28 protein-coding genes, 3 tRNA genes and 1 riboswitch are annotated in these 24930 nt (G+C 43.4%); of the genes, 17 read left to right on the plus strand and 14 right to left on the minus strand.

The window, feature by feature from the left end; translation table 11 throughout:
• The first annotated feature begins 3 nt into the window (after positions 1–3).
• The 10 genes from lolB (at position 4) to F895_RS15105 (ending at position 6253) form a co-directional block, all read left to right on the plus strand.
• On the plus strand, positions 4–585 hold the full coding sequence (lolB, locus tag F895_RS15150) for a lipoprotein insertase outer membrane protein LolB (RefSeq protein WP_005239280.1): 582 nt from the start codon (positions 4–6) through the stop codon (positions 583–585).
• 13 nt (positions 586–598) lie between these two features.
• Positions 599–1432, plus strand: coding sequence for a 4-(cytidine 5'-diphospho)-2-C-methyl-D-erythritol kinase (gene ispE / locus F895_RS15145; protein WP_010590143.1), 834 nt, complete (start codon positions 599–601; stop codon positions 1430–1432).
• A tRNA-Gln gene (locus F895_RS15140) sits at positions 1431–1505 on the plus strand. Before ispE ends, F895_RS15140 begins: the two co-directional genes overlap by 2 nt.
• 27 nt (positions 1506–1532) lie before the next feature.
• A tRNA-Gln gene (locus tag F895_RS15135) sits at positions 1533–1607 on the plus strand.
• Positions 1608–1691: 84 nt separating this feature from the next.
• Positions 1692–1766, plus strand: a tRNA-Gln gene (locus F895_RS15130).
• 37 nt (positions 1767–1803) lie between these two features.
• Complete coding sequence (locus F895_RS15125) at positions 1804–2757, plus strand: ribose-phosphate pyrophosphokinase (protein ID WP_005239282.1); 954 nt, start codon at positions 1804–1806, stop codon at positions 2755–2757.
• A 96-nt stretch (positions 2758–2853) separates the two neighbouring features.
• Positions 2854–3150, plus strand: a complete 297-nt coding sequence (gene rplY, locus F895_RS15120) for a 50S ribosomal protein L25 (protein ID WP_005239283.1) — start codon at positions 2854–2856, stop codon at positions 3148–3150.
• A 19-nt stretch (positions 3151–3169) separates the two neighbouring features.
• The gene (pth, locus tag F895_RS15115) at positions 3170–3751 is read left to right on the plus strand and encodes an aminoacyl-tRNA hydrolase (RefSeq protein ID WP_005239284.1); all 582 of its coding nucleotides are present in this window, start codon (positions 3170–3172) and stop codon (positions 3749–3751) included.
• A 139-nt stretch (positions 3752–3890) separates the two neighbouring features.
• Positions 3891–4271, plus strand: coding sequence for an aspartate 1-decarboxylase (panD, locus tag F895_RS15110; RefSeq protein WP_004655255.1), 381 nt, complete (start codon positions 3891–3893; stop codon positions 4269–4271).
• Positions 4272–4462: 191 nt separating this feature from the next.
• Positions 4463–6253 carry a patatin-like phospholipase family protein gene (locus F895_RS15105; protein ID WP_005239285.1) on the plus strand — a complete coding sequence of 597 codons (1791 nt, stop codon included), beginning with the start codon at positions 4463–4465 and terminating at the stop codon, positions 6251–6253.
• 13 nt (positions 6254–6266) lie between these two features.
• Here F895_RS15105 and F895_RS15100 read toward each other — a convergent pair whose 3' ends face one another.
• Both F895_RS15100 and F895_RS15095 read right to left on the minus strand, forming a co-directional pair.
• Positions 6267–7445 (minus strand): hypothetical protein, encoded by a 1179-nt coding sequence (locus tag F895_RS15100; RefSeq protein WP_005239286.1) that lies wholly within the window; start codon positions 7443–7445, stop codon positions 6267–6269.
• A 15-nt stretch (positions 7446–7460) separates the two neighbouring features.
• Positions 7461–7673: a hypothetical protein gene (locus tag F895_RS15095; protein WP_005239287.1), complete on the minus strand. Its 213-nt coding sequence runs from the start codon at positions 7671–7673 to the stop codon at positions 7461–7463.
• Positions 7674–7860: 187 nt separating this feature from the next.
• A riboswitch (FMN riboswitch) is annotated at positions 7861–8018 on the plus strand.
• Positions 8019–8115: 97 nt separating this feature from the next.
• On the opposite strand from F895_RS15095, the gene ribB reads away from it, so the two are divergent.
• Positions 8116–8775, plus strand: coding sequence for a 3,4-dihydroxy-2-butanone-4-phosphate synthase (gene ribB / locus F895_RS15090; protein ID WP_005239288.1), 660 nt, complete (start codon positions 8116–8118; stop codon positions 8773–8775).
• 49 nt (positions 8776–8824) lie between these two features.
• Here the strand turns inward: ribB and F895_RS15085 are convergent, their stop codons facing one another.
• Positions 8825–9499, minus strand: a complete 675-nt coding sequence (locus F895_RS15085) for an HAD-IA family hydrolase (protein WP_005239290.1) — start codon at positions 9497–9499, stop codon at positions 8825–8827.
• Positions 9500–9592: 93 nt separating this feature from the next.
• On the opposite strand from F895_RS15085, the gene F895_RS15080 reads away from it, so the two are divergent.
• Complete coding sequence (locus tag F895_RS15080) at positions 9593–10360, plus strand: hydroxymethylpyrimidine/phosphomethylpyrimidine kinase (RefSeq protein WP_005239293.1); 768 nt, start codon at positions 9593–9595, stop codon at positions 10358–10360.
• Between the two features lie 79 nt (positions 10361–10439).
• On the opposite strand, the gene lysM is transcribed toward F895_RS15080, so the two are convergent.
• From lysM to F895_RS15050, 6 genes are all read right to left on the minus strand, one after another.
• A complete protein-coding gene (gene lysM / locus F895_RS15075) occupies positions 10440–10913 on the minus strand; it encodes a peptidoglycan-binding protein LysM (protein WP_005239294.1) in 474 nt (157 codons plus the stop codon).
• A 206-nt stretch (positions 10914–11119) separates the two neighbouring features.
• Entirely contained in the window at positions 11120–11356 is a 237-nt protein-coding gene (gene acpP / locus F895_RS15070) for an acyl carrier protein (RefSeq protein WP_004655272.1), read from the minus strand.
• A gap of 86 nt (positions 11357–11442) precedes the next feature.
• Positions 11443–12177 (minus strand): 3-oxoacyl-ACP reductase FabG, encoded by a 735-nt coding sequence (gene fabG / locus F895_RS15065; RefSeq protein ID WP_005239296.1) that lies wholly within the window; start codon positions 12175–12177, stop codon positions 11443–11445.
• On the minus strand, positions 12174–13166 hold the full coding sequence (gene fabD / locus F895_RS15060) for an ACP S-malonyltransferase (RefSeq protein WP_010589901.1): 993 nt from the start codon (positions 13164–13166) through the stop codon (positions 12174–12176). Before fabD ends, fabG begins: the two co-directional genes overlap by 4 nt.
• Before the next feature lie 197 nt (positions 13167–13363).
• A complete protein-coding gene (gene rpmF, locus F895_RS15055; RefSeq protein WP_004638135.1) occupies positions 13364–13549 on the minus strand; it encodes a 50S ribosomal protein L32 in 186 nt (61 codons plus the stop codon).
• Positions 13550–13624: 75 nt separating this feature from the next.
• On the minus strand, positions 13625–14185 hold the full coding sequence (locus F895_RS15050) for a YceD family protein (protein ID WP_005239300.1): 561 nt from the start codon (positions 14183–14185) through the stop codon (positions 13625–13627).
• Between the two features lie 96 nt (positions 14186–14281).
• Here F895_RS15050 and F895_RS15045 point away from each other — a divergent pair, with 96 nt between their 5' ends.
• Both F895_RS15045 and F895_RS15040 read left to right on the plus strand, forming a co-directional pair.
• Entirely contained in the window at positions 14282–14944 is a 663-nt protein-coding gene (locus F895_RS15045) for an elongation factor P hydroxylase (RefSeq protein ID WP_005239301.1), read from the plus strand.
• Positions 14945–15031: 87 nt separating this feature from the next.
• Positions 15032–15649, plus strand: a complete 618-nt coding sequence (locus F895_RS15040) for an L-threonylcarbamoyladenylate synthase (protein WP_005239305.1) — start codon at positions 15032–15034, stop codon at positions 15647–15649.
• A gap of 10 nt (positions 15650–15659) precedes the next feature.
• On the opposite strand, the gene F895_RS15035 is transcribed toward F895_RS15040, so the two are convergent.
• Positions 15660–16376 carry a GNAT family N-acetyltransferase gene (locus F895_RS15035; protein WP_005239307.1) on the minus strand — a complete coding sequence of 239 codons (717 nt, stop codon included), beginning with the start codon at positions 16374–16376 and terminating at the stop codon, positions 15660–15662.
• A 245-nt stretch (positions 16377–16621) separates the two neighbouring features.
• On the opposite strand from F895_RS15035, the gene F895_RS15030 reads away from it, so the two are divergent.
• The 3 genes from F895_RS15030 to rluB are packed head-to-tail and all read left to right on the plus strand — an operon-like array spanning position 16622 to position 18998.
• Positions 16622–17416: a segregation and condensation protein A gene (locus F895_RS15030; RefSeq protein WP_005239308.1), complete on the plus strand. Its 795-nt coding sequence runs from the start codon at positions 16622–16624 to the stop codon at positions 17414–17416.
• A complete protein-coding gene (gene scpB, locus F895_RS15025) occupies positions 17413–18012 on the plus strand; it encodes an SMC-Scp complex subunit ScpB (protein WP_005239310.1) in 600 nt (199 codons plus the stop codon). Before F895_RS15030 ends, scpB begins: the two co-directional genes overlap by 4 nt.
• A gap of 41 nt (positions 18013–18053) precedes the next feature.
• On the plus strand, positions 18054–18998 hold the full coding sequence (rluB, locus tag F895_RS15020; RefSeq protein WP_005239313.1) for a 23S rRNA pseudouridine(2605) synthase RluB: 945 nt from the start codon (positions 18054–18056) through the stop codon (positions 18996–18998).
• Positions 18999–19057: 59 nt separating this feature from the next.
• Here the strand turns inward: rluB and F895_RS15015 are convergent, their stop codons facing one another.
• The 4 genes from F895_RS15015 to F895_RS15000 are packed head-to-tail and all read right to left on the minus strand — an operon-like array spanning position 19058 to position 24927.
• Positions 19058–20791: an ABC transporter ATP-binding protein gene (locus F895_RS15015; RefSeq protein ID WP_005239315.1), complete on the minus strand. Its 1734-nt coding sequence runs from the start codon at positions 20789–20791 to the stop codon at positions 19058–19060.
• A 13-nt stretch (positions 20792–20804) separates the two neighbouring features.
• A complete protein-coding gene (locus tag F895_RS15010) occupies positions 20805–21947 on the minus strand; it encodes an ABC transporter permease (protein ID WP_005239316.1) in 1143 nt (380 codons plus the stop codon).
• Positions 21948–21957: 10 nt separating this feature from the next.
• Positions 21958–22896 (minus strand): ABC transporter permease, encoded by a 939-nt coding sequence (locus F895_RS15005; RefSeq protein ID WP_004655290.1) that lies wholly within the window; start codon positions 22894–22896, stop codon positions 21958–21960.
• Positions 22897–22908: 12 nt separating this feature from the next.
• Complete coding sequence (locus F895_RS15000) at positions 22909–24927, minus strand: M3 family metallopeptidase (protein WP_005239317.1); 2019 nt, start codon at positions 24925–24927, stop codon at positions 22909–22911.
• Between the last annotated feature and the right edge of the window lie 3 nt (positions 24928–24930).

A 24930-nucleotide genomic window follows, 5' to 3' on the forward strand; every position in this document is an offset into this window, starting at 1 on the left:
ACCATGCATTTGTTTTCAAAGTTATGCATCACCGTATGTAGCAGCAGTATTTTATTGCTAACAGGTTGCCAACATTTGAGCCAGCCCAATAAAGTGCCAGTCTCACCACAAGTACAAGATGAAAATAACTTTAGTTTACAAGGCAAAATCGGTGTCCGTACCCCACAACAATCTGGTAGTGCTTTTTTTACATGGGTACAGCAACAACAGCAATTTGATATTGAGCTGACAGGCATTTTAGGTGTGGGTAAAACCCAAATTGAAGGCAAACCTGGTCAAGTTACTTTAAATAGCGCCAAAACGGGCCTGATTACCGCCGAAACACCAGAGGAATTACTTGAAAAAGCCACTGGTTGGCAAGCCCCAATTATGCATCTTGCCTACTGGGTACAAGCCAAGCCAGCCACTCAAAATGCACAGATTAGCAAAGATGAAAACAATCGCCTGAAACAACTGATTGAAGATGGTTGGACTGTTGATTTTAGTTATAACGATGCGCAAAACCTCCCGAATAAACTTTTGTTGAAGCAAGCGCTTGCAGATGGCAAAGAAAACCGTATTACAATGGTCATTCAAAACCGATAATTTAGATTCTTTTATGATTAGAGTGCCTTCCCCAGCCAAATTGAATTTATTTCTACATATCACAGGCCGTCGTGACAATGGTTATCATGAGTTACAAACTATTTTCCAACTGATAGATTTATATGACTGGATGACTTTTGAGCCATGTTCAGAAGAACATATTCAAATTGAAGGGCTCGCAGAAGTACAGATCGAACAGAACTTGATCTATCGTGCCGCACAACTGCTCAAGCCACATGCAAAAAAAATCTGTGGATTGAAGATTAAAATTGAAAAAAATATTCCGATGGGCGCAGGCCTCGGTGGTGGTTCATCCAATGCCGCCACCACCTTGATCGTACTCAACCAACTCTGGCAATGCGATCTAAATGAACAGCAACTGGCCGATTATGGAGTGCAGTTGGGTGCTGATGTTCCCATCTTTGTTTTAGGCCGAAATGCATGGGCCGAAGGCATCGGTGAACATTTATCATTCATAGACTTAGCTCAAAAAAAATTCATAATCTTAAAACCTGACTGTTTTATCAGCACTCAACAGCTTTTTTCGCAAAAAACATTGACAAGAGATTCTAAGATCACTACATTTTGCGCCTATCAGATAGAACCTTCTAATTTTGGAAATAACTTTGAACCTCTGGCTCGACAGTTATACCCTGAAGTAGAAGAAGCAATGCAGTATTTAGATCAGTTTGGTCTAGCAAAGCTTACAGGTACAGGTGCTTGTGTTTTTACTGAAGTAACCGATGAAATGGATACAGAGCAAATTTTGCAAAACGCGCCTTGTAAAGCTTACTTGGTCAACAGTTTAGCAGAATCACCTCTAAGACATTTTAAAGTTACCTGTTAGGGGCGTCGCCAAGTGGTAAGGCACCGGGTTTTGATCTCGGCATCCGTTGGTTCGAATCCAGCCGCCCCTGCCAATTCATCTGTAGATATATGTAATATATAGGGGCGTCGCCAAGTGGTAAGGCACCGGGTTTTGATCTCGGCATCCGTTGGTTCGAATCCAGCCGCCCCTGCCATATCTAAGACAGACTTGTTTTATATTGATATTTGATCAAATATATTGACATTATCCTGTAAAACTATTAAAGTTCTGCCGCATTAGGGGCGTCGCCAAGTGGTAAGGCACCGGGTTTTGATCTCGGCATCCGTTGGTTCGAATCCAGCCGCCCCTGCCATCCAAATTCATTATAAGCCAACCGCCAAGGGTGCTTCATGCCCAATCTTGTCGTTTTTAGTGGAAGTGCTCATCCACATTTCGCGCAAAAAGTCGTAAGCCATTTACACATTCCTTTAGGTGCTGCTTCTGTAAGCAAGTTCTCTGATGGTGAAATTTCAGTAGAAATTACTGAAAATGTTCGTGGTAAAGACGTTTTTATCGTTCAGTCTACCTGTGCGCCTACCAATGATAACCTGATGGAAATCTTGGTTATGGCTGATGCTTTGCGTCGCGCAAGTGCTGGTCGTATCACTGCTGTCATTCCTTATTTCGGTTATGCACGTCAAGATCGTCGTCCGCGTTCTGCGCGTGTACCGATTACAGCGAAAGTTGTTGCAGATATGCTGACAACCGTTGGAATTGACCGTGTGGTAATGATTGACCTACACGCAGACCAAATTCAAGGTTTCTTCGATATCCCTGTTGACAACATTTATGGTACGCCAGCGTTATTGGCTGACTTACGTCAACAACAACATCATAACCTCGTGGTGGTTTCACCTGACGTTGGTGGTGTTGTTCGTGCCCGTGCTGTTGCAAAACAAATGGGTGATATCGACTTAGCTATCATCGATAAACGTCGCCAAAAAGCAAATGAATCACAAGTGATGCATTTGATTGGTGATGTAAAAGATCGTGACTGTGTCATTGTTGATGACATGGTAGATACAGCAGGTACGCTTTGCAAAGCTGCCGATGCACTGAAACAGTTTGGTGCTCGCCGTGTTGTTGCGTATGCGACTCACCCTGTTCTATCTGGCAAAGCAATTGATAACCTTCGTAACTCTGTGATTGATGAACTGGTTGTTACAGACACCATTCCGCTTTCAGATGAAGCATTGAATCTAGGCAAAATTCGCCAAGTTTCTGTTGCAAGCATGGTTGCTGAAACAATTCGTCGTATCAATAACGAAGAATCTATTAGCGCAATGTTCGATAGTTATCTATAATAGCCCAGCTTTTTTCTTAAACCCTAGCTCGCTAGGGTTTTTCTATCACTAAACTGGTCGCAAGTTTAGTTACTTACACTCAATGAGGATATGCCCATGGCAAACTTCGTATTAAATGCTCAATCACGTGAAGCTGCACAACAAGGGAAAGGTTCGAGCCGCCGCCTTCGTCACGCTGCTCAAATTCCAGCAATCATCTACGGTGGTAGCGCTGAGCCTGTAGCAATTACTTTAGAGCTTCGTGAAATTGTTAAAGCTTTAGAAAACAACGCTTTCTTCGAAGAAGTTATCGAAATCAAAATCGGTGACAAAGTTGAAAACGTTAAAATCCAAGCGTTACAACGTCACCCAGCTAAAAACACGCCTATGCACGCTGACTTCAAACGCGCATAAGTGTTAAAGGCGTAAATTAGTGTCAAATATTTCGCTAATTGTCGGTTTGGGCAATCCTGGAAAGGAATACGCCCAAACCCGCCATAATGCAGGTTTCTGGTTCGTTGAACAGCTTGCAGATCGTTATGGCATCTCTTTAAAAGCTGATCCTAAGTTTCATGGATACAGTGGTCGTGGCCAGATCGAAGGTCATGACGTTCGTTTATTACTCCCCACCACTTTTATGAACCGTTCTGGTCAGAGTGTTGTCCCCTTCGCCAAATTTTATCAAGTTGCTCCTGAAGCAATTCTGATCGCGCATGATGAACTGGATATGAATCCAGGTATTATTCGTTTGAAAACAGGTGGCGGACACGGCGGACATAATGGTCTTCGCGATATCGTTCCACATATCGGTGCGAATTTTCATCGCTTACGCATTGGAATTGGACACCCTGGTTCAAAAGATCGTGTTTCTGGCCATGTGCTTGGTAAAGCGCCAAGCAGTGAGCAAGGCTTAATGGATGCAGCCATTGACCATGCCCTATCCCAAGTGAAAATGCTGGTTGATGGACAAGTGTCACAGGCCATGAATCAAATTAATGCTTACAAGCCTGCTTGAACTGAATTGTTGATCAATCCCGCTTGCCATATTGCATTTTTAAGCGCAAAATGCGCATCAAACCGCCCATAGCCCGCGGAAAACGTGACAAGTCAACCTTAAGAGAATCATCTTAGGTCTTACTCAGGAGACGCTAGCCATGCTATCTCGTTTATTAAAATGTAAAATTCACCGTGCAGTTGTGACGCATGCAGAGCTTCATTATGAAGGTTCTTGCGCAATTGATGGCGTATTAATGGACTTAGCAGGGATTCGTGAATACGAAGAAATCCACGTATGGAACGTCACCAATGGTAAACGCTTTACCACTTATGCAATTCGTGGTGAAGACGATTCAGGCATTATCTCAGTCAATGGTGGCGCAGCCCATCAAGCTGATGTCGGTGATTTAGTGATTATTGCGACTTTTGGTGATTTTACCGAAGTTGAAGCCAATCTTCACAAACCACGTCTAGTCTATGCAAATCCAGACAATACAGTAAACCATACTGCAAACTGTATTCCTGTACAAATTGCATAAGCAATTAAAGATTTCCAAAAAGCCAGTCGCATATATGAACTGGCTTTTTTATTGACTGAATAACATCAATTTAATATCTCCAGTATCAATACAAAAACACTGAAAAATAAGGTCAGGTTTTACGCAAGCAAACTTGCAAAATAGCGCTAGAATTTGTTCAATAAAAAGACAATAAAGATAATTTGAACAATATGGATATTATTAATATTTTAACTAAAGTGAGCCTCTTTGCTGAGCTAGATCATGCGATGCTTGAGCCATTGCTACCCTATTGTCATATTCGTCATCTGCAAACGGGACAACAACTGTATTGTGCCCATGATATTGCGGATCATGTCTATATTGTTGCCTATGGGCGCGTCAAACTTACCACCACGACGGGACTATTGACCTATTATGGCCGTCATGAGCTTATCGGTGAAACAGGCGTAATTTCCAATCAGCCCCATCATGCTACGGTCAATGCTGTTCGAGACACAGCTCTACTCGGTATTCCTCAGCAACAATTTCTAAATTTTATCCATCAACATCCCAAAGTCCTGTTCGCCTTATCCAGACTGATCATCAATCGTTCACAGCCCGAACAGCAACATTGTCATGTAATGGGAAGCAGCCGGACACTTTCGGTTATTCCTGTCTCTGCCCACATTCCAGCTACTCACTTGGCAGAAAAACTCACTGAGCACCTACAACGTTGGCCACGTGTACGCTTGGTGACTGCCGCGCATATTGATGCCCTGTTTGGAGCAGGTTTCAGCCAAACCCCACTGGATTACAGCCCTGAAGATTTACAGCTTAGACAATGGTTAGCCAGCTTAGAAGAAAAACATTGCTATGTACTTTATGCCGCCGACAACAGTGAGGATGAATGGTCAAAGCGCTGTTTGCATCAGGCAGATCGGATTCTGATTCTGGCGGAGGCCAATCAAACACCAACCCAAACCCCACTCTCGCATGTGCTTACTCAACACGACTGGCAAAGCCCAATTGAATTGGTTTTGCTTCGTTCCGAAGGTGATCCTTCACCCCATACCCTCATCTGGAAACAGCTCTATCATGCCCGTGCCCATTACTTTGTCCATCCTTGGGCTCAGAATGATATCTGTGCGGTGGCGCGTCAGATTTCCAGTCAAGGGGTGGGTTTGGTCCTTGGCGGTGGCGGTGCACGTGGCTTTGCCCATATTGGTTTAATTCGTGCGCTGGAGCAATTGCATATCCCGATTGATATTGTCGGTGGTACCAGTATGGGGGCTTTTGTGGCCGCATTGGTCGCTTGTGGTTTTGACAGTGTAGAAATGACCCATATCGCTTATGAGACTTTTGTAGCACGCAACTATCTCAATGATTACACCATGCCACGGGTTTCCCTGATTCGGGGACAACGTTTTCATAGCCGCCTCCATGCCATTTTTGGACACCGACGTATCGAAGAACTTAGACAGACCTATTACTGTATTTCGACCAATCTCACCACAGGACAGGCCGTTATTCATGATCAAGGTGAACTTGCAACTTGGGTCGGCACCAGTATGAGCGTACCTGGGGTAGCACCACCAGTGGCTTGGCATGAAAATCTCCTCTGTGATGGTGGTGTGATTAATAATCTACCTACCGATGTCATGCAGAATTTAGAAAGAGGAACAATTATTGCCAGTAATGTCAGTTTACACGATGATATCCGAGTCCCCGGCATTGGACTGGACAAACCAGATCAAAGTGCCCTGCTCAACTGGAATAAAGTGATTAAAGATAAACTATTACATGCACCACGACTGGCAGAAATCCTGATGCGTACTGCAACCCTTGCCAGTGATACCATGATTCAAACAGCAGCCATTGAACGGGCCAATTTACATGTGCGCATGCCGATTGAAGGCATTGGTATGTTTGACTGGCATAAACTTGATGAACTGGTTGAGCGTGGCTATGACCACGCCATAGAGATATTGCTCCCTATTCGAGAAACGCTACCCAGTGCATAAGCAAGAAATGGAATTACACAATGGCAGACCGAATCTGATAGCGATCTAGTAAAGTGTCTAAATACCGATAAGTTTCAGGGTCTAATTGCTGCATATAACCATCAAGAATACGATGACACTGTTGCTGCTTTGCAACAGGCATCCGTCGCATGATGTCAAATGTCACTTCCCATTGTGAGCGTAATAATGACGCATAAGCAATATGATGCAGGACTTGCTCATCAATTTGGGCAATTGCGGTCGCGACGACCTCTCTCGCTTCATCTTGCATATAGTTCACAATAACCAACATATCGGTCCACAAATCGCAACGATCAGCCGCCTCGACAATACTCTGGATAATCTCCACACGCCTTAATGCTGGCAAATTAGCAACAAAACGCTGTGCTTGTGCCGACAAGCAAGCCACAACAGGCAACATATCTTCCCATAACTGGTCTTCTTGCGTCGCCTGAATAATAGCATTGACCACAGGTTCGCCTTGCAGAACCGCTAGATCGCCAAGCTCCTGCTTCAGTCCATAACTGATATAACTCATTAGCGCCAGAACTTTGGGCCAGACTAGACGTTGACTTGGATCACCAATGATTAATAAGGCTTTCTCAATCCGCTGTTTGGGTAAGACATGCACCAAATGGTCAATTTGCTCACGCGACTCAATAAAAAAAGCAATCTCCAGCAGATCGCTCTCACTCTCAACCACTTGTGCCACGTCCTGCAAAACCACATCAGACAACATGCTGACGAAGCGCCCCATGGTGACAAAATCACGCTGTTCCAGCAGGACTTGAGTAATCTCGGTAATCTGATGCGTAGTGAGATAGCCCAACAACTCTCTCGCCAAGCGTGGGTCTAAATACACTGAGATTGCAGCAACAGTTTTAGCTGGCAAGTGCTTCACAATACGATAAGAACGTTCCGTGGGCAAATACACCGCAATTTGCGCCACGATAAAGGGTTCCAAGACGTGTTTCACCATAACAACACTGATCCAGCGCGGTAGCCAGTTGACCCAGGCAGCCAAATAGCGAAATCGTTTTTTCTGCTGATTCTGTAATCGTTCTAAGAGCGCAAAACGGAATTGCCTTAAATTTTCAGGCGCCAAAGACTGCATAAATACCAATTCTGCTTCAGTGACCCTCAAGATACGTGCCAACTTGATGATTTCTGCCTGTACCGCAAGTCGAGTCATGACTTTCCATCCCCCTTATCGATCTCGGAACAACCAACGTAGAAAAAAAGGAGTCTGATATAAGCTCTGATTCATTTTCTGATCTTCATGCTCAAGGGTGCGTTGTAATTGCTGATTGAGCCAAGCCAAATCTTGACTAGATAATTGAGAAAATGCTTGAAGACTCATCACCGGTCGATGTAATTGTTGCGCTAATTGTTCTAGCTCAGTTTTCGCTACTTTCTCCATTTTACTAATCCCTGCTCATGATTATTGTTTTATCTATTGAGTGTATGCTCAATTTGATGCGATTGCCAATTTCACAGATCGGCAGCAAGATCTGAATGGCGGCTCAGTTCTTTTTTTCATTTTTATAGAACGATTCATTCTATAAAAAGTTGCCTTTTCGCATAAAAATCTGGCTATAATCAAGGCACATCGCTTCAGGGCGGGGTGAGATTCCCCACCGGTGGTAAGTTAGGCCTTGCAACCCAATGACCTAATCAGCCCACGAGCCTGTATATATTTATATATACTCGCAGATTTGGTGAGAAACCAAAGCCGACGGTATAGTCCGGATGAAAGAAGACGAAATCACTAGAACACGCTTTTGGCGTTGTTTTTGTGCACGCTTATTTTTACATCAGTCCTGAAATGTTCAACCGTATCCTAATTACGAGAGCGTTTCATTATGTCCAGTTTAATTCAACCCGAACTTTTCTTTTCAGCCCTTCCTCCTGCTGAACAACGTATTCAACAAGCTTTAGAAGACATCCGCCAAGGCAAACCTGTGTTGGTGATGGATGACTTTGACCGTGAAAATGAAGCAGACCTGATTATCGCGGCGGAAACACTGAGCGTTGAAACCATGGCACAAATGATTCGGGATGGTTCAGGTATTGTGTGTTTATGCCTAACTGAAGCCTTGGCTGATCATTTAGAACTTCCACCCATGGTGGTCGACAATTCTAGCCAATTCAAAACCGCATTTACCGTAACGATCGAAGCCGCACAAGGCGTGACCACGGGTGTTTCAGCCAAAGATCGCGTCACCACCGTTTTGGCAGCAACCCAAGCAGGTGCCGTAGCGAGTGACCTCAATCGCCCAGGTCATGTTTTTCCTTTACGCGCGCGTGAAGGTGGTGTGTTGAGCCGTCGTGGCCATACTGAAGGAACCATTGATTTAGCACGTTTGGCAGGTTTAAAACCAGCTGGAGTACTCTGTGAATTGACCAATCCAGATGGTTCAATGGCGTCGGATATCCAAGTGCTTGCTTATGCACAAACCCATGGTCTTACGGTAATCAGTATCGATGAACTGGTGCAATATCGTCTCAAACATAATCTCTGATGAAAATAAAAAGCCTCGATCATTCGAGGCTTTTTTATGTCATCGATATTTATGATACTTTCCGCTCTGCATTCAGTTCAGCAATCGCTATAAGCAGTTGACTAAATTGTGAAATTTGGCTCACGGGTTGTGCCTGAGCCAACTCCTCTGCTCGACCATAGCCATAATTCACTGCAATGGTTTCAATGCCATTGGCACGTGCGCCCATAATGTCATATTGGCGATCCCCCACCATAATGCAATGCTGAGCATCCAGTTGTTGTTGCTCAAGAATATAGGCAATTAAGTCAGCCTTATTGGTTCGCTCACCAGTCAGTTCACTGCCATACATTTCGGTAAAATATTGATCCAACTGAAAATGAGCCAGAATCTGCTTGGCATAAATGATGGGCTTGGCTGTCGCTAAGAACAAAGCATAACCTTGTGCTTGTAATTGTTGCAAAGTCTCGACGACGCTTGGATAAACCTCATTTTCAAATAAGCCAATGACCGAAAAACGTTCACGGTAAGCCAACAGAGCCTGTTCAGCCAACGCATCATCTTGGGTATTCAGTAATTTTGCCAAAGATGCTTTGAGTGGCGGCCCAATAGTCCAGTCCAGATCCACATCATCAGCGACAGGCTGGCCTAATTTTTCTAATGCAAAACGAATTGAACCATGAATCCCAATTTTAGGATCGGTTAAGGTTCCATCTAAATCGATGAGAATATTTTTGATCGTCATTCGTTCAATCTCTTGCAGTCTTACACAACAGTGTCGAGAGTTTCTCGAAACTTCCCTATACTACCGTAGATTGAAGAATAAAAGGAAATTGCAGTGCGCCCAACCGTACTTTGTTTTTCAGGTTTAGATCCATCGGGTGGAGCTGGCCTACAGGCCGATATTGAAGCAATTGGACAAAGTGGCGCACATGCAGCCATTGCCTGTACTGCTTTAACCATTCAAAACTCACAACAAGTGTTCGGTTTTGAAGCCACTTCCAAAGAATTACTCTTGGCGCAAGCCAATGCAGTGGTTGCTGACTTGCCAATTAAATGTGTGAAGTCAGGTATGCTCGGCACAACTGATAATATTGCGGCACTGGCTGAATTTTTACGTGAGCATCCCGATTATCTCTATGTGCTCGATCCAGTACTGGTCGCAAATAGTGGCGGTTCACTCGGCGATCAGGCGACCTTAGTCAAAGCCTTTGTAGAATTGATTCCTTTGGCGACGGTGATCACCCCCAATACGGTTGAGCTAAGAGCCTTAACTGGTCTGGATGATATTGAACAAGCGACCCATAAACTGTTTGAAATGGGTGCAAAAGCAGTATTGGTTAAAGGCGGCCATGAAGACACTCCAGATCATATCCGTAACGTGCTTTATGCCGATGGCAAAATGCTGGCTGAGAGCCGCTGTCCTCGCTTAGAAGGTCAATACCACGGTTCAGGTTGTTCATTGGCAAGTTTCATTGCTGGACGTTTGGCCCTAGGTGATTCTTTAAAAATTGCGGTTCAGCATGCTGAAACCTGGTTATTTGGTGTATTAAAACAGGCAGAAACACCCGTACCCAATGGGCAAAAGCTTCCAAAACGCTTTTAAACGCTCCAGAAATCGTTAATTTTTTCAAAAATTTTTTATTAAAAAAGGCGCATCAAGCGCCTTTTTTAATACTCACAGATTATTGTGGAATACGTAAAACTTGTCCTGGGAAAATATCATCTGCATTTTTAAGTAATGGACGATTAGCTTCAAAGATTTTATTGTATTGGTTTGGATCACCATAATACTCTTTTGAAATCTTCGACAAGTTGTCGCCTGATTTTACCGTGTAGAATTTACTTTCTGGCTCAGGACTTTCTACCGTCATCTGATCATCCACTTGTGCGACATGATCGGTATTTCCTACAGCAAGTACGATCTTTTCTTTATCTGCCTGACTTTTAACTTGCCCTTTAATTGTTGCAGTATCCGTTGTGCCGTTATATGTCACAGCCAAGCCTTCAACCCCAAGACCTAAACTTTTAATCAAACCTAATAATTTATTTGCAATCTCTTGAGCTGAAGGTTCAGCTGGTGTTGCTGGCGCAGCTTGAGGCTCTGCAGGCGCTGTATTTTTCTTACCAATACCTTTAACAAAATCAAAAAGACCCATTGTTATTTCCTCTGTAATTATAAACCGCATATGGTCAAAATCGACCTACATCTAGTTATACAGAAAAAATAAATCACTCGAGTTTCAATTTAAAGCGGTCTTGTAAATATATGTATATGCCATAGAACTTAATTAAAAACATTCTGTTGCGAAAGCATTACACACAAAAAAGCCACCTTGCGGTGGCTTTTGATCATGCAAGATGATTAACCAAGTTTCTTAGTTACGTAATCGATTGCAGATTGAACAGTTGTGATTTCGTTTGAATCTTCATCTGGAATCGTGATGTCAAAATCATTTTCGAAAGACATTACAAGTTCAACCAAATCTAAAGAGTCAGCACCTAAGTCATCCATGAAAGATGCTTCGTTCTTAATCTCTTCAGCACGCATACCTAATTGTTCAGCTACAGCTTGTTTGATGCGTTGTTCGATATCGCTCACAGGAATTCTCCTCATTGCTTGTGGCGTTTTAATTTGCCACTAGTTTAATTGAATATTAAATTTTTTAAAAGTTTATACATCGCCACTTAGGCCATGTATAGACCACCATTTACATGTAAAACTGTACCAGTAATGTAACTAGCCTTATCGCTGGCAAGGAAACTCACTGCATCCGCAATATCTTGAGGTTCACCTAAACGATTTAAAGCGACTTGATCAGTCATTTTTTTACGAATCTCTTCGCTTAACTGATCAGTCATTTCAGTGGCAATGAAACCAGGTGCAACACTGTTCACTGTAATCTGACGGCTCCCCATCTCTTTGGCTAAGCTACGACTGAATGCTTCAATTCCTGCTTTTGCTGCCGAGTAGTTTGCTTGTCCAGGATTGGCAAAATGTGCAACCACCGAACTGATATTAATAATGCGACCAAAACGCGCTTTGGTCATGCCTTTCAATACACGCTTAGACAAGCGGTAAACGGCTTTCAGATGGATATTGAGAATGTCATCCCAATCATCTTCAGACATACGAAGCAACAAATTATCTTTGGTAATGCCTGCATTGTTGACCAATACCAACACTGAACCATATTTTTGCTCAATGTCTGATACCAGTGCATCAATGGCTGCGCCATCGCGAACATCCAGTACAGCGCCTGTTCCATGCTCAGCAAAGCTTTCTGTCAATTTTTGCGCGCCTGCTTCAGAAGTCGCGGTACCAACTACAAAAAAACCGTCTTGAATGAGTTGCTGTGCAATCGCTGCGCCAATACCGCGGCTTGCTCCTGTCACTAACGCAACTTTTCGTTGTTGTGTCATGCAATTTTTCCTTCTGCCACTAACACTGCGTTTAGGGCATCTTCCATACGTGCTTTGCTATCAATGGCAAATGCTTTTTCTATGTTCGGTAATCGCTTGGCAAGATTACTGAGCACGGTACCTGGTCCACATTCAACCACATACTGAATACCCTGATCTTGCAGATATTGCATGGTCCGTGTCCATTGAACTGACTGATACAACTGAGCCGTTAATGCCTGACGTAACTGGGCAACATCTGTCGCGATTTCCGCGTTGACATTTTGTATTACAGGAAGGCATGGTAGCTCAATGGCAGTTTGTTCCAAAGCTTCCGCAAACTTTTCTGCGGCTGGCTTCATCAAGGTACAATGTGAAGGCACCGAAACAGGCAATGCGATGGCCTTACCTGATTGTTCTTTTGCTTCTGCCATGACTTGTTGAACCAAAGCCGTGCTACCTGCAATCACAACCTGCCCTTGTGCATTATAATTTGCAGCTTCAACCGAGCCTTGTCCCGCAGCAGAGGCATTGGCATTCTGACAAAGCTCAATCACTTTTTCATCCGCCAAGCCAAGAATCGCAGCCATGGCACCTGTACCCTGAGGAACAGCACCCTGCATCAATTTGCCACGCAAATGAACCAGTTTAACCGCATCAGCTAAAGTCATTGCTTCTGCCGCAACAAGCGCACTGTATTCCCCTAAAGAGTGCCCAGCAAGGTACTTTGGCACAATTCCACCCAGTTCTAACCACACACGCCATAAAGCAATGCTTGCTGTCAATAACACAGGTTGAGTATTTTCAGTTTGGTCTAAGCCTTCACCACTCTGGGCAATCTGCCACAGATCAAAACCGAGTGCTGCTGATGCTTCTGCAAATGTATCTTGAACGACACTAAATTGCTCTGCAAGTTCAGCCAACATACCTGCTTTTTGTGAACCCTGACCAGGAAAAACAAATGCTGTTTTTGTTGCCTGAGCTGCCTGCTCAAGTCGTTTAGTCGACATATAAAAATCCTTAAAATGGTCTATCGCCAATTTGATCAACTCCCATGATTCTACATGAGAATGACAACAGACTCTTTTCCGATGCGGCAATTTACCATTGATTAAATCGTTTTTTAATTGCGAAAAACAACAAAAAAGGGAGCTTTCGCTCCCATTTTTTCTATACTTTAAGCTAACGCTTAATGCATATGGTTCAATTATTCAGCATCAGCTGCTTTAGCGAATAATTGACGACCACGGTAAATACCGTCTTTAGTCACGTGGTGACGACGATGAGTTTCACCAGTAGTTTGGTCTACAGATAATGCATTCTCGGTTAAAGCGTCATGTGAACGGCGCATGTCACGGCGAGAGCGACTTTTACGGTTTTGCTGAACGGCCATGATGGCTCCTTACAAAGATCGAAAAAATGGATCAGAAACAAATTCAGTTGTCTTAACTCAACATTATATCACAAATTATGAGTTAAGTTTACCCTTCAAACTTGCCAAAACATCAAACGGGTTATCCCGCTTCTCTTCGACAACGTCCTGAATGGCAGGTCGATGTTTATGCTCACAAACATCATGCTTGGGAGATAAAGGCATCAACAATAACAGTTCATCTTCTAGTAGTGCGAGCAAATCAATCGAAGCAGGTGTATCAAAATCACCTTTTTTCGAAGACTCACTTTCACCTAAAACGATGAAATCAGCATCCTCATCCAAGCGCTCTATCAGTGACTCATCATCGATCAAAGCCAAATGAAAGCTTGAAACAAGTTCAGTTTCAACGGTATCCAAACAACGTTGGCATTCCATTGGAACTTTCGTTTCAATATGTCCATCCAGCCATACAATACGATGATATGCATCCATTGATAGCTTACAGTCTACGTTGATCAATCGATCATTAATTGATCCAACAGCTTCACGAGCAATACGAGCAAAGCGAGACAATGGCAGTGTGCCTGACCATGTAAAGCCCTGTTCAGCCCATTTAAACGGCTCAATCTGTGCCGGAAAGGTATTTGCTGACATAATTAAGGCGGCAATTCTACAAATTCATCGGTACTCTGTCAAAGATTAAGATACAATTTTGCACTTCTTTAGACAGAACTCGGGGTAAATTAAGCAATGCACCTGTTGCAGCCGCAACTTGAAGTAACAACTTCATTACTCGTAAGCACCCATTCAACCTCTGCTCCTGCATTAACGCCAGATCAAGTGCAACGCTCATCTTGGCAAAAGTTAACATCAGAACCAGAACAGGTTGATTGGCTTATTTTACACTTTAATCACTGGTTTTCCCACCATAATGTGACACTAGTTAAAGGTGATTTTGAACCAGAATATTTCCCATCAGAAAATGGACAGCCCGCAAGAATCCAATTTGCCCACGGTTTCTTTAATAGTGCGCTGCATGAAATTAGCCATTGGAGCATTTCTGGCGCGCAACGTCGCCTACTGCCTGATCTTGGGTATTGGTATGCACCAGATGGCAGGACGGCTGAACAACAAGCCTTATTTGAACAAGTCGAAATCAAACCCCAAGCAATTGAATGGCTATTCGCAACTGCCTTTGGTCGGAAATTTCGTGTCTCTTTGGATAATTTAACCGGCGACAGCGGCAATGGCCAACAATTTAAAGATCATGTCTTTGCACAAGTACAGCGTTATTTTTCTGGCGAAGCTAAATTGCCACGCGACGCAGCGCATTTCATTCATTACATCTGCCATTGCACACGGAATAGCACACCATTACAACGAGATGAATTTAAACGCGAACACCTTGATTAAAAGACAAAATTGTCACATCTAATGCTTGCAACTTAACCATAACCCGTTTCATACTAAATTTAGCCATATAGATCAGGGAGTTCAAAGATGTTGCATTTACATATTCATCCTGAGAATCCACAGGCTCGCTTAATTACCCAAGCGGTAGAACGTATTCGTGCAGGTGATGTGGTGGTGTATCCTACCGATGCCGCCTATGCAATTGGTTGCCAAATCGGCAATAAAAACGCAATGGAACGAATTGCGCAAATCCGTGGCTTAGGCCCGAAACATCAATATGCGATTATGTGTTGTGATTTATCTGACATTGCGACCTATGCCAAAGTCGATAATGCCATGTATCGCTTATTGAAAAACAACACCCCCGCAGTCACAACGTTTATTTTGCCCGCGACTAGCGAGGTGCCAAAACGATTAATGCATCCAAAGAAAAAAACCATTGGTCTGCGTATTCCAAGTAATCCTGTTGCACAGGCCTTATTACAAGAACTGGGTGAACCGCTGCTAACCAGCACCCTGATTTTGCCTGAGCAAAAAGATCCGCTGGATGATCCTTATGATATTGAAAACCAGTTAGGCAAACGTATAGATGTATTTATCGACAGCGGCTTCGGTACCTTATCCACCACCAGTATTGTGGATTTATCTGGAGAAAATCCTGAAATCGTACGTCGTGGTGTCGGTGATGTCAGTGCTTTTGAATAAACACTGATTTTTAATTTATAAAGAAATCAGATAGCCGCTGTTTCTGAAAACCTTGTGCATCAAAATTATCAGGACTAAGCCATTGCTGATAGATTTTTTCTAAATCAGGCCACTCCTCATCGAGGATTGAAAACCATGCGGTATTACGGTTATGCCCTTTGGTAATCCGATCTTGACGGAATAAACCTTCGTACTGAAAACCAAACCGTAAAGCAGCAGCTTTAGAAGGTGCATTACAATCATCACACTTCCACTCTACACGCCTAAACCCATGGGCAAAACATTGTTGTAACAGTAAAAATATCGTTTCAGTTGAAGCTTTAGATTTTTTCATTCGATGAGAAAAATAAACATTACCGATCTCAATTACCCCCAGCTCCAGTCTTGGATTTAACAATGCAATCCAGCCTTGAATTTCCCCATCGACTTCTATGAGGAAATGTGTAGAGCCATTAAAACCAAATCGATTTTGCAAATCCTGTTTTAACAAAAACTGGCTTTGCGGTGCAGCATAAGGTAAATAAGTCCAGCATGCTGCATTGGGCTCTGTGGCAACCACTTGCCAAATCTGACTAGCTGCCTGATCAGAGATTTCACCGACGATATGAATCAGTCTTAGGGAGCGACTGACAAGATCGCTGCTGATTGGCTGACTAGGTGGATGGTCTAAGGCAAAGCCAACGGTTTGTCCAAATGAGTTTTGTTGTGTTTTTAAATATTGTTTCATGGCAATTTATCATTTAAATAAAATAATGATTTCGCTGCTCATTTAAGCATATGTTTTTTCTATAGCCGATATAATCTTGCATAAATACAGAAAATACCCTGAGAAGTTTAAGGTTTTTGTAAGTCAGTAATTTATTAAATTGGCAATTTCGATTAGAATAGACTTGCTCTTGGTAGCATGTGCCCTCCTTGCACACAAAATTATATCTTTCATGCTTTTGAAAATTCGCGTGGCTTATAACGGTAATGAACCAAATTCTCCCCCAAACATTGGAGTCCACTCCTTCCATTCGCGTGCTTGACGAGTGGCAAGAAGTCATACCTGAAGATTTATATATACCCCCTGCTGCGTTTGAAATTTTACTGGAACAATTTGAAGGTCCTTTAGACTTTCTGATCTATCTGATTCAAAAAAATGGCTTTGATTTATTGCAGGTCGATATTTCTCCGATTGCAACCCAATATCTATCCTATATGGATAGTATGAAATCACTCAATATCGAATTAACTGCAGATTATATGGTGATGGCTGCATTACTGGCTGATCTGAAATCACGTCTACTTCTACCAAAACCTGTTGCTGTTGATCAGTTTGAAAAAGATCCGAAACAGGAATTGATTGATCGTTTAGAAACCTATTTACGTATCAAGCAAGCGGCGGAACGATTGGGGCAAATGCCAATTTTCGAGCGCGATACTTTTAGCACCAATGTCAGTATTGGGCATATTGCCCCGATTTATGAAGGCTATGATGTTGCTGCCTTACATGATGCTTTATTTTGCGTCTTCAACCGCCCAGAACCGATCACCCATGTGGTCGCACAAGAGCCCGTCCTCTTAGAAGAACGTATTGCCTTTATTGAAAGCCAACTAGCATCAGGTGAAGCCTTGAGTTTTATTGAATTATTAAATCCGATGCAAGGCCGTATGGGTATGGTTGTGACGTTTATGGCGGTACTTGAACTGACACGTCAGCAAAAAATTCAAATTATTCATACCGGAATTGAAGCTCCCTTAACGATTCAAGGAGTGACGGCATGAGTTTAGATCAATTTGAGCAGAATGAAGGCATGTCCTTTGAAGACATTCATCATGAGGTTTTATTGCAAATTGAAGCGATTTTATTCGCCAGTGACTCCCCAGTTTCTCTTGCGCGCCTAAAAGAAGCCTTTCAAAACCAATATAATAAGCAACAATTACGTACGTTTTTACAGCAACTTGCGATGTTGCAACATGGCCGATCCATCGAGTTAATTGAAACGGCGCAAGGTTTCCGCTTTCAGGTACGTGCTAAATATCGAAATGTGATTGCACAGGTTTGGCCAGAACGCCCAACCAAATTATCACCATCATTGCTCGAAACAGTCGCAGTGATTGCTTACCATCAGCCCGTCACGCGTGCTGATATTGAACAAATTCGTGGTGTGTCCAACAATAGCCAGAATTTAAGAACGCTTTTTGACTGGAACTGGATTAAAGAAGCTGGTTTCAGAGATTTACCTGGAAGACCTGCGTTGTTAATTACAACGCCCCAATTTTTAAATGCATTTGGTTTAGCTTCGCTAGGCCAATTGCCTCCCCTGCAGAACGCCAAGGAAGCATTCATGGCTCTCGATGCACATGCACCGAAGTCTTGAGAAGGTGAACTGTTGATCATTATGTCTAAGGTTGTGCTGTCATGAGTGAAAAATTACAAAAGGTTTTAGCGAGAGTCGGGTTAGGCTCGCGTCGCTATATGGAGGAAGTCATTGCTGCTGGTCGTGTCAGTATCAATGGTCAGATTGCCCAAGTCGGTGAACGTATCGAACCAGGTGATGAGCTTCGTATCGATGGTCGTAAAGTACAATTCCAAATTGAAGACGAAATCCGTCGTCGTGTTTTAATTTACTATAAGCCAGAAGGTGAAATTTGCTCACGCAATGACCCTGAAAAGCGTCCTACCGTATTTGATCATTTGCCGCAAATCGCCAATGACCGCTGGGTCATGGTCGGTCGTCTGGACATTAACAGTACTGGTTTGTTGTTATTCACCAATGATGGTGAACTTGCCAACCGTTTAATGCACCCTTCAAACGAAGTTGAACGTGAATACGCGGTTCGTGTGATGGGCGAAGTGACACCTCAAATTCGCAATAACATGCTGAAAGGGGTTGAGCTTGAAGATGGTCCAGCCAAGTTTGAATCATTCTCTGAAATTGGTGGTGACGGGATCAACCGTTGGTATCAAGTGGTGGTGAAAGAAGGTCGTAACCGCGAAGTTCGCCGTATCTTTGAATCACAAAGCCTGAAAGTCAGCCGCTTATTGCGTACCCGTTATGGCACGGTCATTTTACCGCGTGAGTTACGTACAGGTCGCTGGATGGAACTGGATAAAACCGATATCGACAACTTGGCAAAATCAGTGGAATTAAAACCACGTCAAGGGACAGGTTTATTCGGTATGGCAAAACGTCGTACCGAGCGTATGGCCGACAAACCTATGGCCGCGCGTCGTGGTGGTTACCTCCGTCAACAACGCCGTGATGACGAACAAGATCAATCACAGCAACGTTCAGGCGCAAATAGCAACAACAATAATGGTCGTAAAACCATTGGTTTCAATAAAGGTTTTAAAAAGTTCTAATCTTTTTTCCTTTAAAATAAAAAAACGCTCTGATCAGAGCGTTTTTTTATGCCTTGCTTTTAATGAGGGTGGGCAATCCCCTGAGGAATCGCATTCAGCAACTTTTTGGTATATTCATGTTGTGGATGGAGGTACAGTTCATCCGAATTGGCGATTTCCACCAACTCACCATGATTCATGACCATTACCTGATCTGAAATATATTTCACCACCGATAAATCATGAGAAATAAAGATATAACTCAAACCAAACTCGTCTTGCAGGTCCTGCAATAAATTCAGCACCTGTGCTTGTACCGATACATCCAGCGCAGAAACCGATTCATCACAAATCAAAATCTCTGGTTTTAAGGTCAAGCAACGTGCAATCGCAATCCGTTGTCGCTGCCCGCCAGAAAACTCATGCGGATAGCGATCATATGCTTGCGCCGGTAGGCTTACCCTTTCCAGTAATTCCAAAGCAATCTTTTTACGTTCTGCATCATTTTGACCAATGCCATGAATTCGCATCGGTTCCAATAGAATCTGTCCGATGGTAAAACGGGGATTAAGCGATGCATACGGATTCTGGAAAATAATCTGAATCTTGCGCTGGTACTGACAAAACTCTTTCTCACTCATGGCAAGAATATCTTTTCCACCAATCAATGCCTGTCCGCCGGTTGCTTCATGTAAACGCATCAGCAACAAGCCCACAGTGGTTTTACCTGAACCTGACTCGCCAACCAGCCCTAAAGTTTTACCTTTTGCAAGCTGAAAAGAAACCCCTTTCACCGCTTGAAACTCGTCACGTCCCCACAAGCCCTTACGGCTATAAAACGACTTTTTCAGGTCTTTGACATCTAAAACAATGGGTTCTTCGCCAGTCAGACCACGGACACGTTGTTTCAAGTTTAGATCAGACAGATTGGTGGCTTCGATCAGTTGTCCATTTTCGTCCTGCTTCATAAAATCACTGGTCACAGGCAAACGATATGGACGAGTCGAGAGCTGTGGACGACAATGCAGCAAAGCACGGGTATACACATCTTGTGGTTGTTCCAGCACCTGTTTAACTGGGCCATTTTCACGAATTTCACCATGACGCATCACAATCACTTCATCTGCGATTTCCCCGACCAAAGCCAGATCATGGGTAATAAACAGCATCGACATTTCATGACGTTGCCGTAAAGACTCCAGTAAATCAATAATCTGCTTCTGAATCGTGACATCCAAAGCCGTAGTTGGTTCGTCCGCAATCAACAGCTTAGGTTCACAGGCAATTGCCATCGCAATCATCACCCGTTGCTGCTGGCCTCCTGAAAGCTGACTCGGATAGGCATCAATCTTGGTTTCGGGTGCTGGTATACCCACTTCTCGAAGTAGCTCTAATACACGTCCTCGCGCTTGCTTGCGCCCCATACCTAAATGAATACACAATACCTCGGCAATCTGGTCGCCTACAGTAAAGACTGGATTCAGTGAGGACATCGGTTCCTGAAAAATCATGGCAATGTCTTTACCACAGATCTTTCGAATTTCTTTAGCCGATAAATTCAGTAAATCTTTTCCCTCAAAGCTGATTTGGCTCTGTTCTGCAATCTGGCTTTGCCCTTTGGGCAACAACCCCATCACCGCAAGGGAGGTGACCGATTTGCCACTACCCGACTCTCCAACCAAAGCCACGGTCTTGTTTTTAGGAATGGAAAATGAAATACCTTTGACCGTTTCAATCCACTGTTTATTTTCACCTTTAAAGCTGACATGCAGATTGTCGACATGTAATAGCGTCGTTTCATTTTGATCTTGCATAATTATCTCTCCGCTATTTCAACTTAGGATCTAAAGCATCACGCAATGCGTCGGTAAACATTGAGAATGCTGTGACCAAAACCGCCATTGCGATCGATGCCGCTGCCAATTGCCACCATTTGCCCAAGATCAACTCACTTTGCGCTTCATTCAACATACTGCCCCAAGACACCACCCCCACAGGTACGCCAAAACCGAGGAAGCTGAGAATCACTTCGGATTTGATAAATGACACCACCAAAATCGAAATCTGTACCAAGGCAATATGACTGACGTTCGGAAAGATATGCACGAACATACGACGTAAATGGCTGACACCAATGGCTTTGGCCGCAAGCACATACTCCCGTGATTTATGCTTCATATATTCAGCACGTATCAAGCGGAAAACACCTGTCCATCCCGTCAATCCAAGAATTAACACAATCGACAGAATGCCTTTTTGTTGTAGGACTGCGGCAATAGCCAATACCAATAGCAAATAAGGGATCGAGGTAAAAATGTTATAGAACCAGTTCAGTACATCGTCGACCCAGCCACCAAAATAACCGGCAATGGCGCCTAAGAAAGTACCAATCACGACGGCCAATACTGCTGACAGTAAGCCGACTAGAATTGAAGTCTCAGCTCCTTTAATGGTTTTGAGCAATACATCTTGTCCCCATTTATCTGCACCAAAAGCCAAGGTGGTTTTTAATTCTTGTTTTTGATCCAGTAAATGTCCACCGAGCTGCTGATCAATCTGCTGCATATCCTCAGCCAATGGATCAACCATGCCATAGTTATCTATAGGAGAACCGTTTTGTTGTTCCTTTTTAATTTCTGCATTCAATTGTTGAATCACCTCTTTCAAGGGATCAACTGGATTTTCAGGCAAAGCGGCAGCTGTTTCCGTCTTGGTTTTGATTTGGTCTAACTCTTTATCTGCACCTAAAAATGTCGGCGGCGCATAACTGACGGCCACTTCTTTATTCCAGTTTGATGCAATTACCCCCGTCATGGATAACGCCAATAAAATGAAATAGAACAGCACCACAATAAAAGAAACGACAGCGATACGATCTGCTTTCAAACGCCGTAATGCCAGTTGCCATAAACCTGTTGCAGCTGTTGAATCATTTGAAGAGACTTTGCCTTTAAAAATTGTATTAAGCATCTTCATCCTCCTACTTCAGCTGTACACGAGGATCGAGGAGCTTATAAATCAGATCGGCGATCAGGTTAAAAATCATGGTCACCGCAGCGATATATACGGTAATCGCTTTAATCACTGGAAAATCACTACGTTCAACAGCAATAATAATTTCACGGCCGATTCCGGGAATACCAAAGAAACGTTCGATCAGGAAAGCTCCGATCAACAAGGCAGGCAAACTGGCCATCACTTCGGTCACAATCGGAATCGAGGCATTCCGCAATACATGCACACCAAGAACCCGAGACTCCCCCACGCCTTTAGCACGTGCTGTACGGACATAATCTTGATTGATTTCATCCAGCACAAAGCTGCGATATAAACGCAACGTCGGGGCAATACTGACCACCAACATGATCAAAATAGGCAACAAGGCATAATGGAATAGATTTTGGCTAAAACTATCACTCCAGCCCTGTACCGGGAACCAACTGAGTTGATACGCCAAAACATATTGAAATACGATGATATAAACCAAGATACTGATCGACATGCCAATGGTACACAGCATCATCACCATACGATCGGTCAATGAACCACGAACCGATGCAACCGCCAACGCCAAGATGATAGAAATGACAGTTTGTAAAATGGTCAGTGGAATCAATAAGGTCAACGATGGCCCTAAACGGGTCAGAATAATCTGCGAAACGGACTCTCCTGTACTCCAGCTTGCACCATAGTCAAAGGTCAGAATCTGCTTAATAAAAATCCAAAGCTGTACATAATACGGTTGGTCAACGCCCAACTGTTTACGGATGTTTTCAATTTGCTCGGGGTTAGACATCTTCCCTGCCAAGATATATGCAGGATCACCTCCAACCCAGTTAAACAAGAAGAAAATCAGCAAAATAACACCCAACATGGTCGGGATCATTTGCCATAGTCTACGCACGACATAAGCAAGCATAATGGCAAATCCTTATTTAACCCGTTGACCTGTAATTTCATTAAAGAAAGCTTTGTTATCTGGTTCTCGGCCTAAAAAGTCTTTGACCAATTGTGCAGCATCTTTCTGACTGCCTTGCGACAAAATCGTTTGACGGTAACGCTGGCCAACTTCCGGATTATTCAGGTTGTCACCAAAAGCAGATAACATATCCAGGGCCAATACCTCAGACCACATATAACCGTAATAACCCGCTTGATACCCCATCAAATGACCAAACTGTCCCGGGAATTCAGTATTCGGTACGTAGCCCAATGCAGTTGCAGACTCCATTTTTTTCCAGACATCCATCGGCTGTACTTTCAGTGCATCCGCACCATGTAACGCCATGTCATATTGCGCATAAAGGGTTTGACGTGCATAGCGCAGACCACGTCCATAATTATGGACTGATTTAAGACGTGCAATCAGTGCATCATCGACGCGTGGGCAAGCAGGATCACAATAGTCGGCCACTTTAGCTAAGGTTTCTTTACGACGCGCCCACTCTTCATACATTTGTGAAGGTGCTTCAACAAAGTCTCGTTCGACTGAAGTCCCTGACTGACCTGAATAACGGGTTTTCGATAAAATGCCATGCAAAGCATGTCCAAACTCATGTACAAAAGTTTCCAGTTCATCACTGTTTAAACCTTTGCGGTTAAAGTTGGTGACCAATACCGAAATGGGTTTACGCTTGCTGAGCGTACTGCCCCCATAAACACCCCACACCGCCGCATGACCATACTTGCCTTCACGCGGAAATTTATCCATGTATAAACCGCCAAGGACTTCACCCGTCTTCTTATCGGTAACATCGTAATATTCAACTTCATCTTGCCATTTAGCGACTTTGGCGGGTTTAAACTCAATGCCATATAGATCAGATGAAATCGCAAATAACCATTTTTGAGCGGCCAATGTCGGGAAATAATCACGGAGTTTTTCTTGATCAATCTGGTATTTTTCCTTGCGGAGTTTTTCACTCCAGTAATTGACATTCCAGCGGTTAATTTCGGCTTGTTCTAAAGCAATGTTCAAGGTTTTGGCTTTAAATGCACGTAATTCTTGTACTTCTTTTTGCTCTAAGGGTGCAACCACTTGATGCACATCGGACAAGAACGTATTGACCGTTTTGGGTGTTTTGGCCATGCGCTTCTTTAAAGCCCAGTCAGCATAACTTGGCTGACCAAATTGCTGCGCCAATTCATAACGCAAATCGATAATCTGTTTCAGTAAAACTAAATTCTTTTCAGTACCACGGCGTGTAAATGCGGTTTGATAACGTTTCCGTGCCGCATCGCTGTCTGCCAACTCCATAAACGGTTGGTACTCTGGATATTCAAAGCCTAATAAATAGTTACCTTTGTCATTTTTCTTTAGGCCTGCAAGATAGCTGTCAGGTAGTCCTTTCAATTCGGCTGGCGTAAATTCTAATTTTTCCGGGTTATCACGAATATTACGGGAGAACTCTTGTGAAAGTTTGGTGAGCTCATCAAAAATCGTTTTGACCCGTGCTCTTTTTGCAGGGGGAAGTTGTACCCCAGTATCTTCAAAGGCATCGAGGATATCCTGCCGATATTTACGGTCAATCGCATCCTTGGCTTTGGTGTTTTTAAAACGTTGATACAGTTTTGGATTTTGATAAATTTCCGTCTGTAGTTGATTGAGTTTGACCTCACAGTCTTCTGCCGCTTTACGCAATTTCGCATCAGGATCGACATTGCTATACAGGCTAATCGGCCCTGAAAAATCTTCAAAGCTGGCCATCAGTTGATCCCACTCTGCCAAGACAGGTGCCGCATCAGATTGAGCGGTTACGGTTTGTTTTTCGAGTTGAGCGATGCGCTGCTTTAAGGTCTGCACATTGGCATCACACCATTGCGCACTTTCACTGGTTTTTAAAATTGGTAAAGTCGTTCGGGTATTTTCAGCCCAAATACCTTGGCTCATGCCTAGCGCTGCCAGGGATAACAGCCCCAGTGTTGATCGTTGTAATATTTTTTTCGCCATTTC

It is taken from the genome of Acinetobacter sp. CIP 64.2 (assembly GCF_000369645.1).
Lineage (GTDB): Bacteria > Pseudomonadota > Gammaproteobacteria > Pseudomonadales > Moraxellaceae > Acinetobacter.

Excerpts from the sequence above, each read along its gene's own strand:
- lolB (WP_005239280.1), top strand. The coding sequence starts at position 4 with ATGCATTTGTTTTCAAAGTTATGCATCACCGTATGTAGCAGCAGTATT.
- ispE (WP_010590143.1), top strand. The coding sequence starts at position 599 with ATGATTAGAGTGCCTTCCCCAGCCAAATTGAATTTATTTCTACATATC.
- F895_RS15125 (WP_005239282.1), top strand. The coding sequence starts at position 1,804 with ATGCCCAATCTTGTCGTTTTTAGTGGAAGTGCTCATCCACATTTCGCG.
- rplY (WP_005239283.1), top strand. The coding sequence starts at position 2,854 with ATGGCAAACTTCGTATTAAATGCTCAATCACGTGAAGCTGCACAACAA.
- panD (WP_004655255.1), top strand. The coding sequence starts at position 3,891 with ATGCTATCTCGTTTATTAAAATGTAAAATTCACCGTGCAGTTGTGACG.
- F895_RS15105 (WP_005239285.1), top strand. The coding sequence starts at position 4,463 with ATGGATATTATTAATATTTTAACTAAAGTGAGCCTCTTTGCTGAGCTA.
- F895_RS15100 (WP_005239286.1), bottom strand. The coding sequence starts at position 7,445 with ATGACTCGACTTGCGGTACAGGCAGAAATCATCAAGTTGGCACGTATC.
- F895_RS15095 (WP_005239287.1), bottom strand. The coding sequence starts at position 7,673 with ATGGAGAAAGTAGCGAAAACTGAGCTAGAACAATTAGCGCAACAATTA.
- ribB (WP_005239288.1), top strand. The coding sequence starts at position 8,116 with ATGTCCAGTTTAATTCAACCCGAACTTTTCTTTTCAGCCCTTCCTCCT.
- F895_RS15085 (WP_005239290.1), bottom strand. The coding sequence starts at position 9,499 with ATGACGATCAAAAATATTCTCATCGATTTAGATGGAACCTTAACCGAT.
- lysM (WP_005239294.1), bottom strand. The coding sequence starts at position 10,913 with ATGGGTCTTTTTGATTTTGTTAAAGGTATTGGTAAGAAAAATACAGCG.
- fabG (WP_005239296.1), bottom strand. The coding sequence starts at position 12,177 with ATGACACAACAACGAAAAGTTGCGTTAGTGACAGGAGCAAGCCGCGGT.
- fabD (WP_010589901.1), bottom strand. The coding sequence starts at position 13,166 with ATGTCGACTAAACGACTTGAGCAGGCAGCTCAGGCAACAAAAACAGCA.
- rpmF (WP_004638135.1), bottom strand. The coding sequence starts at position 13,549 with ATGGCCGTTCAGCAAAACCGTAAAAGTCGCTCTCGCCGTGACATGCGC.
- F895_RS15050 (WP_005239300.1), bottom strand. The coding sequence starts at position 14,185 with ATGTCAGCAAATACCTTTCCGGCACAGATTGAGCCGTTTAAATGGGCT.
- F895_RS15045 (WP_005239301.1), top strand. The coding sequence starts at position 14,282 with ATGCACCTGTTGCAGCCGCAACTTGAAGTAACAACTTCATTACTCGTA.
- F895_RS15040 (WP_005239305.1), top strand. The coding sequence starts at position 15,032 with ATGTTGCATTTACATATTCATCCTGAGAATCCACAGGCTCGCTTAATT.
- F895_RS15035 (WP_005239307.1), bottom strand. The coding sequence starts at position 16,376 with ATGAAACAATATTTAAAAACACAACAAAACTCATTTGGACAAACCGTT.
- F895_RS15030 (WP_005239308.1), top strand. The coding sequence starts at position 16,622 with ATGAACCAAATTCTCCCCCAAACATTGGAGTCCACTCCTTCCATTCGC.
- scpB (WP_005239310.1), top strand. The coding sequence starts at position 17,413 with ATGAGTTTAGATCAATTTGAGCAGAATGAAGGCATGTCCTTTGAAGAC.
- rluB (WP_005239313.1), top strand. The coding sequence starts at position 18,054 with ATGAGTGAAAAATTACAAAAGGTTTTAGCGAGAGTCGGGTTAGGCTCG.
- F895_RS15015 (WP_005239315.1), bottom strand. The coding sequence starts at position 20,791 with ATGCAAGATCAAAATGAAACGACGCTATTACATGTCGACAATCTGCAT.
- F895_RS15010 (WP_005239316.1), bottom strand. The coding sequence starts at position 21,947 with ATGCTTAATACAATTTTTAAAGGCAAAGTCTCTTCAAATGATTCAACA.
- F895_RS15005 (WP_004655290.1), bottom strand. The coding sequence starts at position 22,896 with ATGCTTGCTTATGTCGTGCGTAGACTATGGCAAATGATCCCGACCATG.
- F895_RS15000 (WP_005239317.1), bottom strand. The coding sequence starts at position 24,927 with ATGGCGAAAAAAATATTACAACGATCAACACTGGGGCTGTTATCCCTG.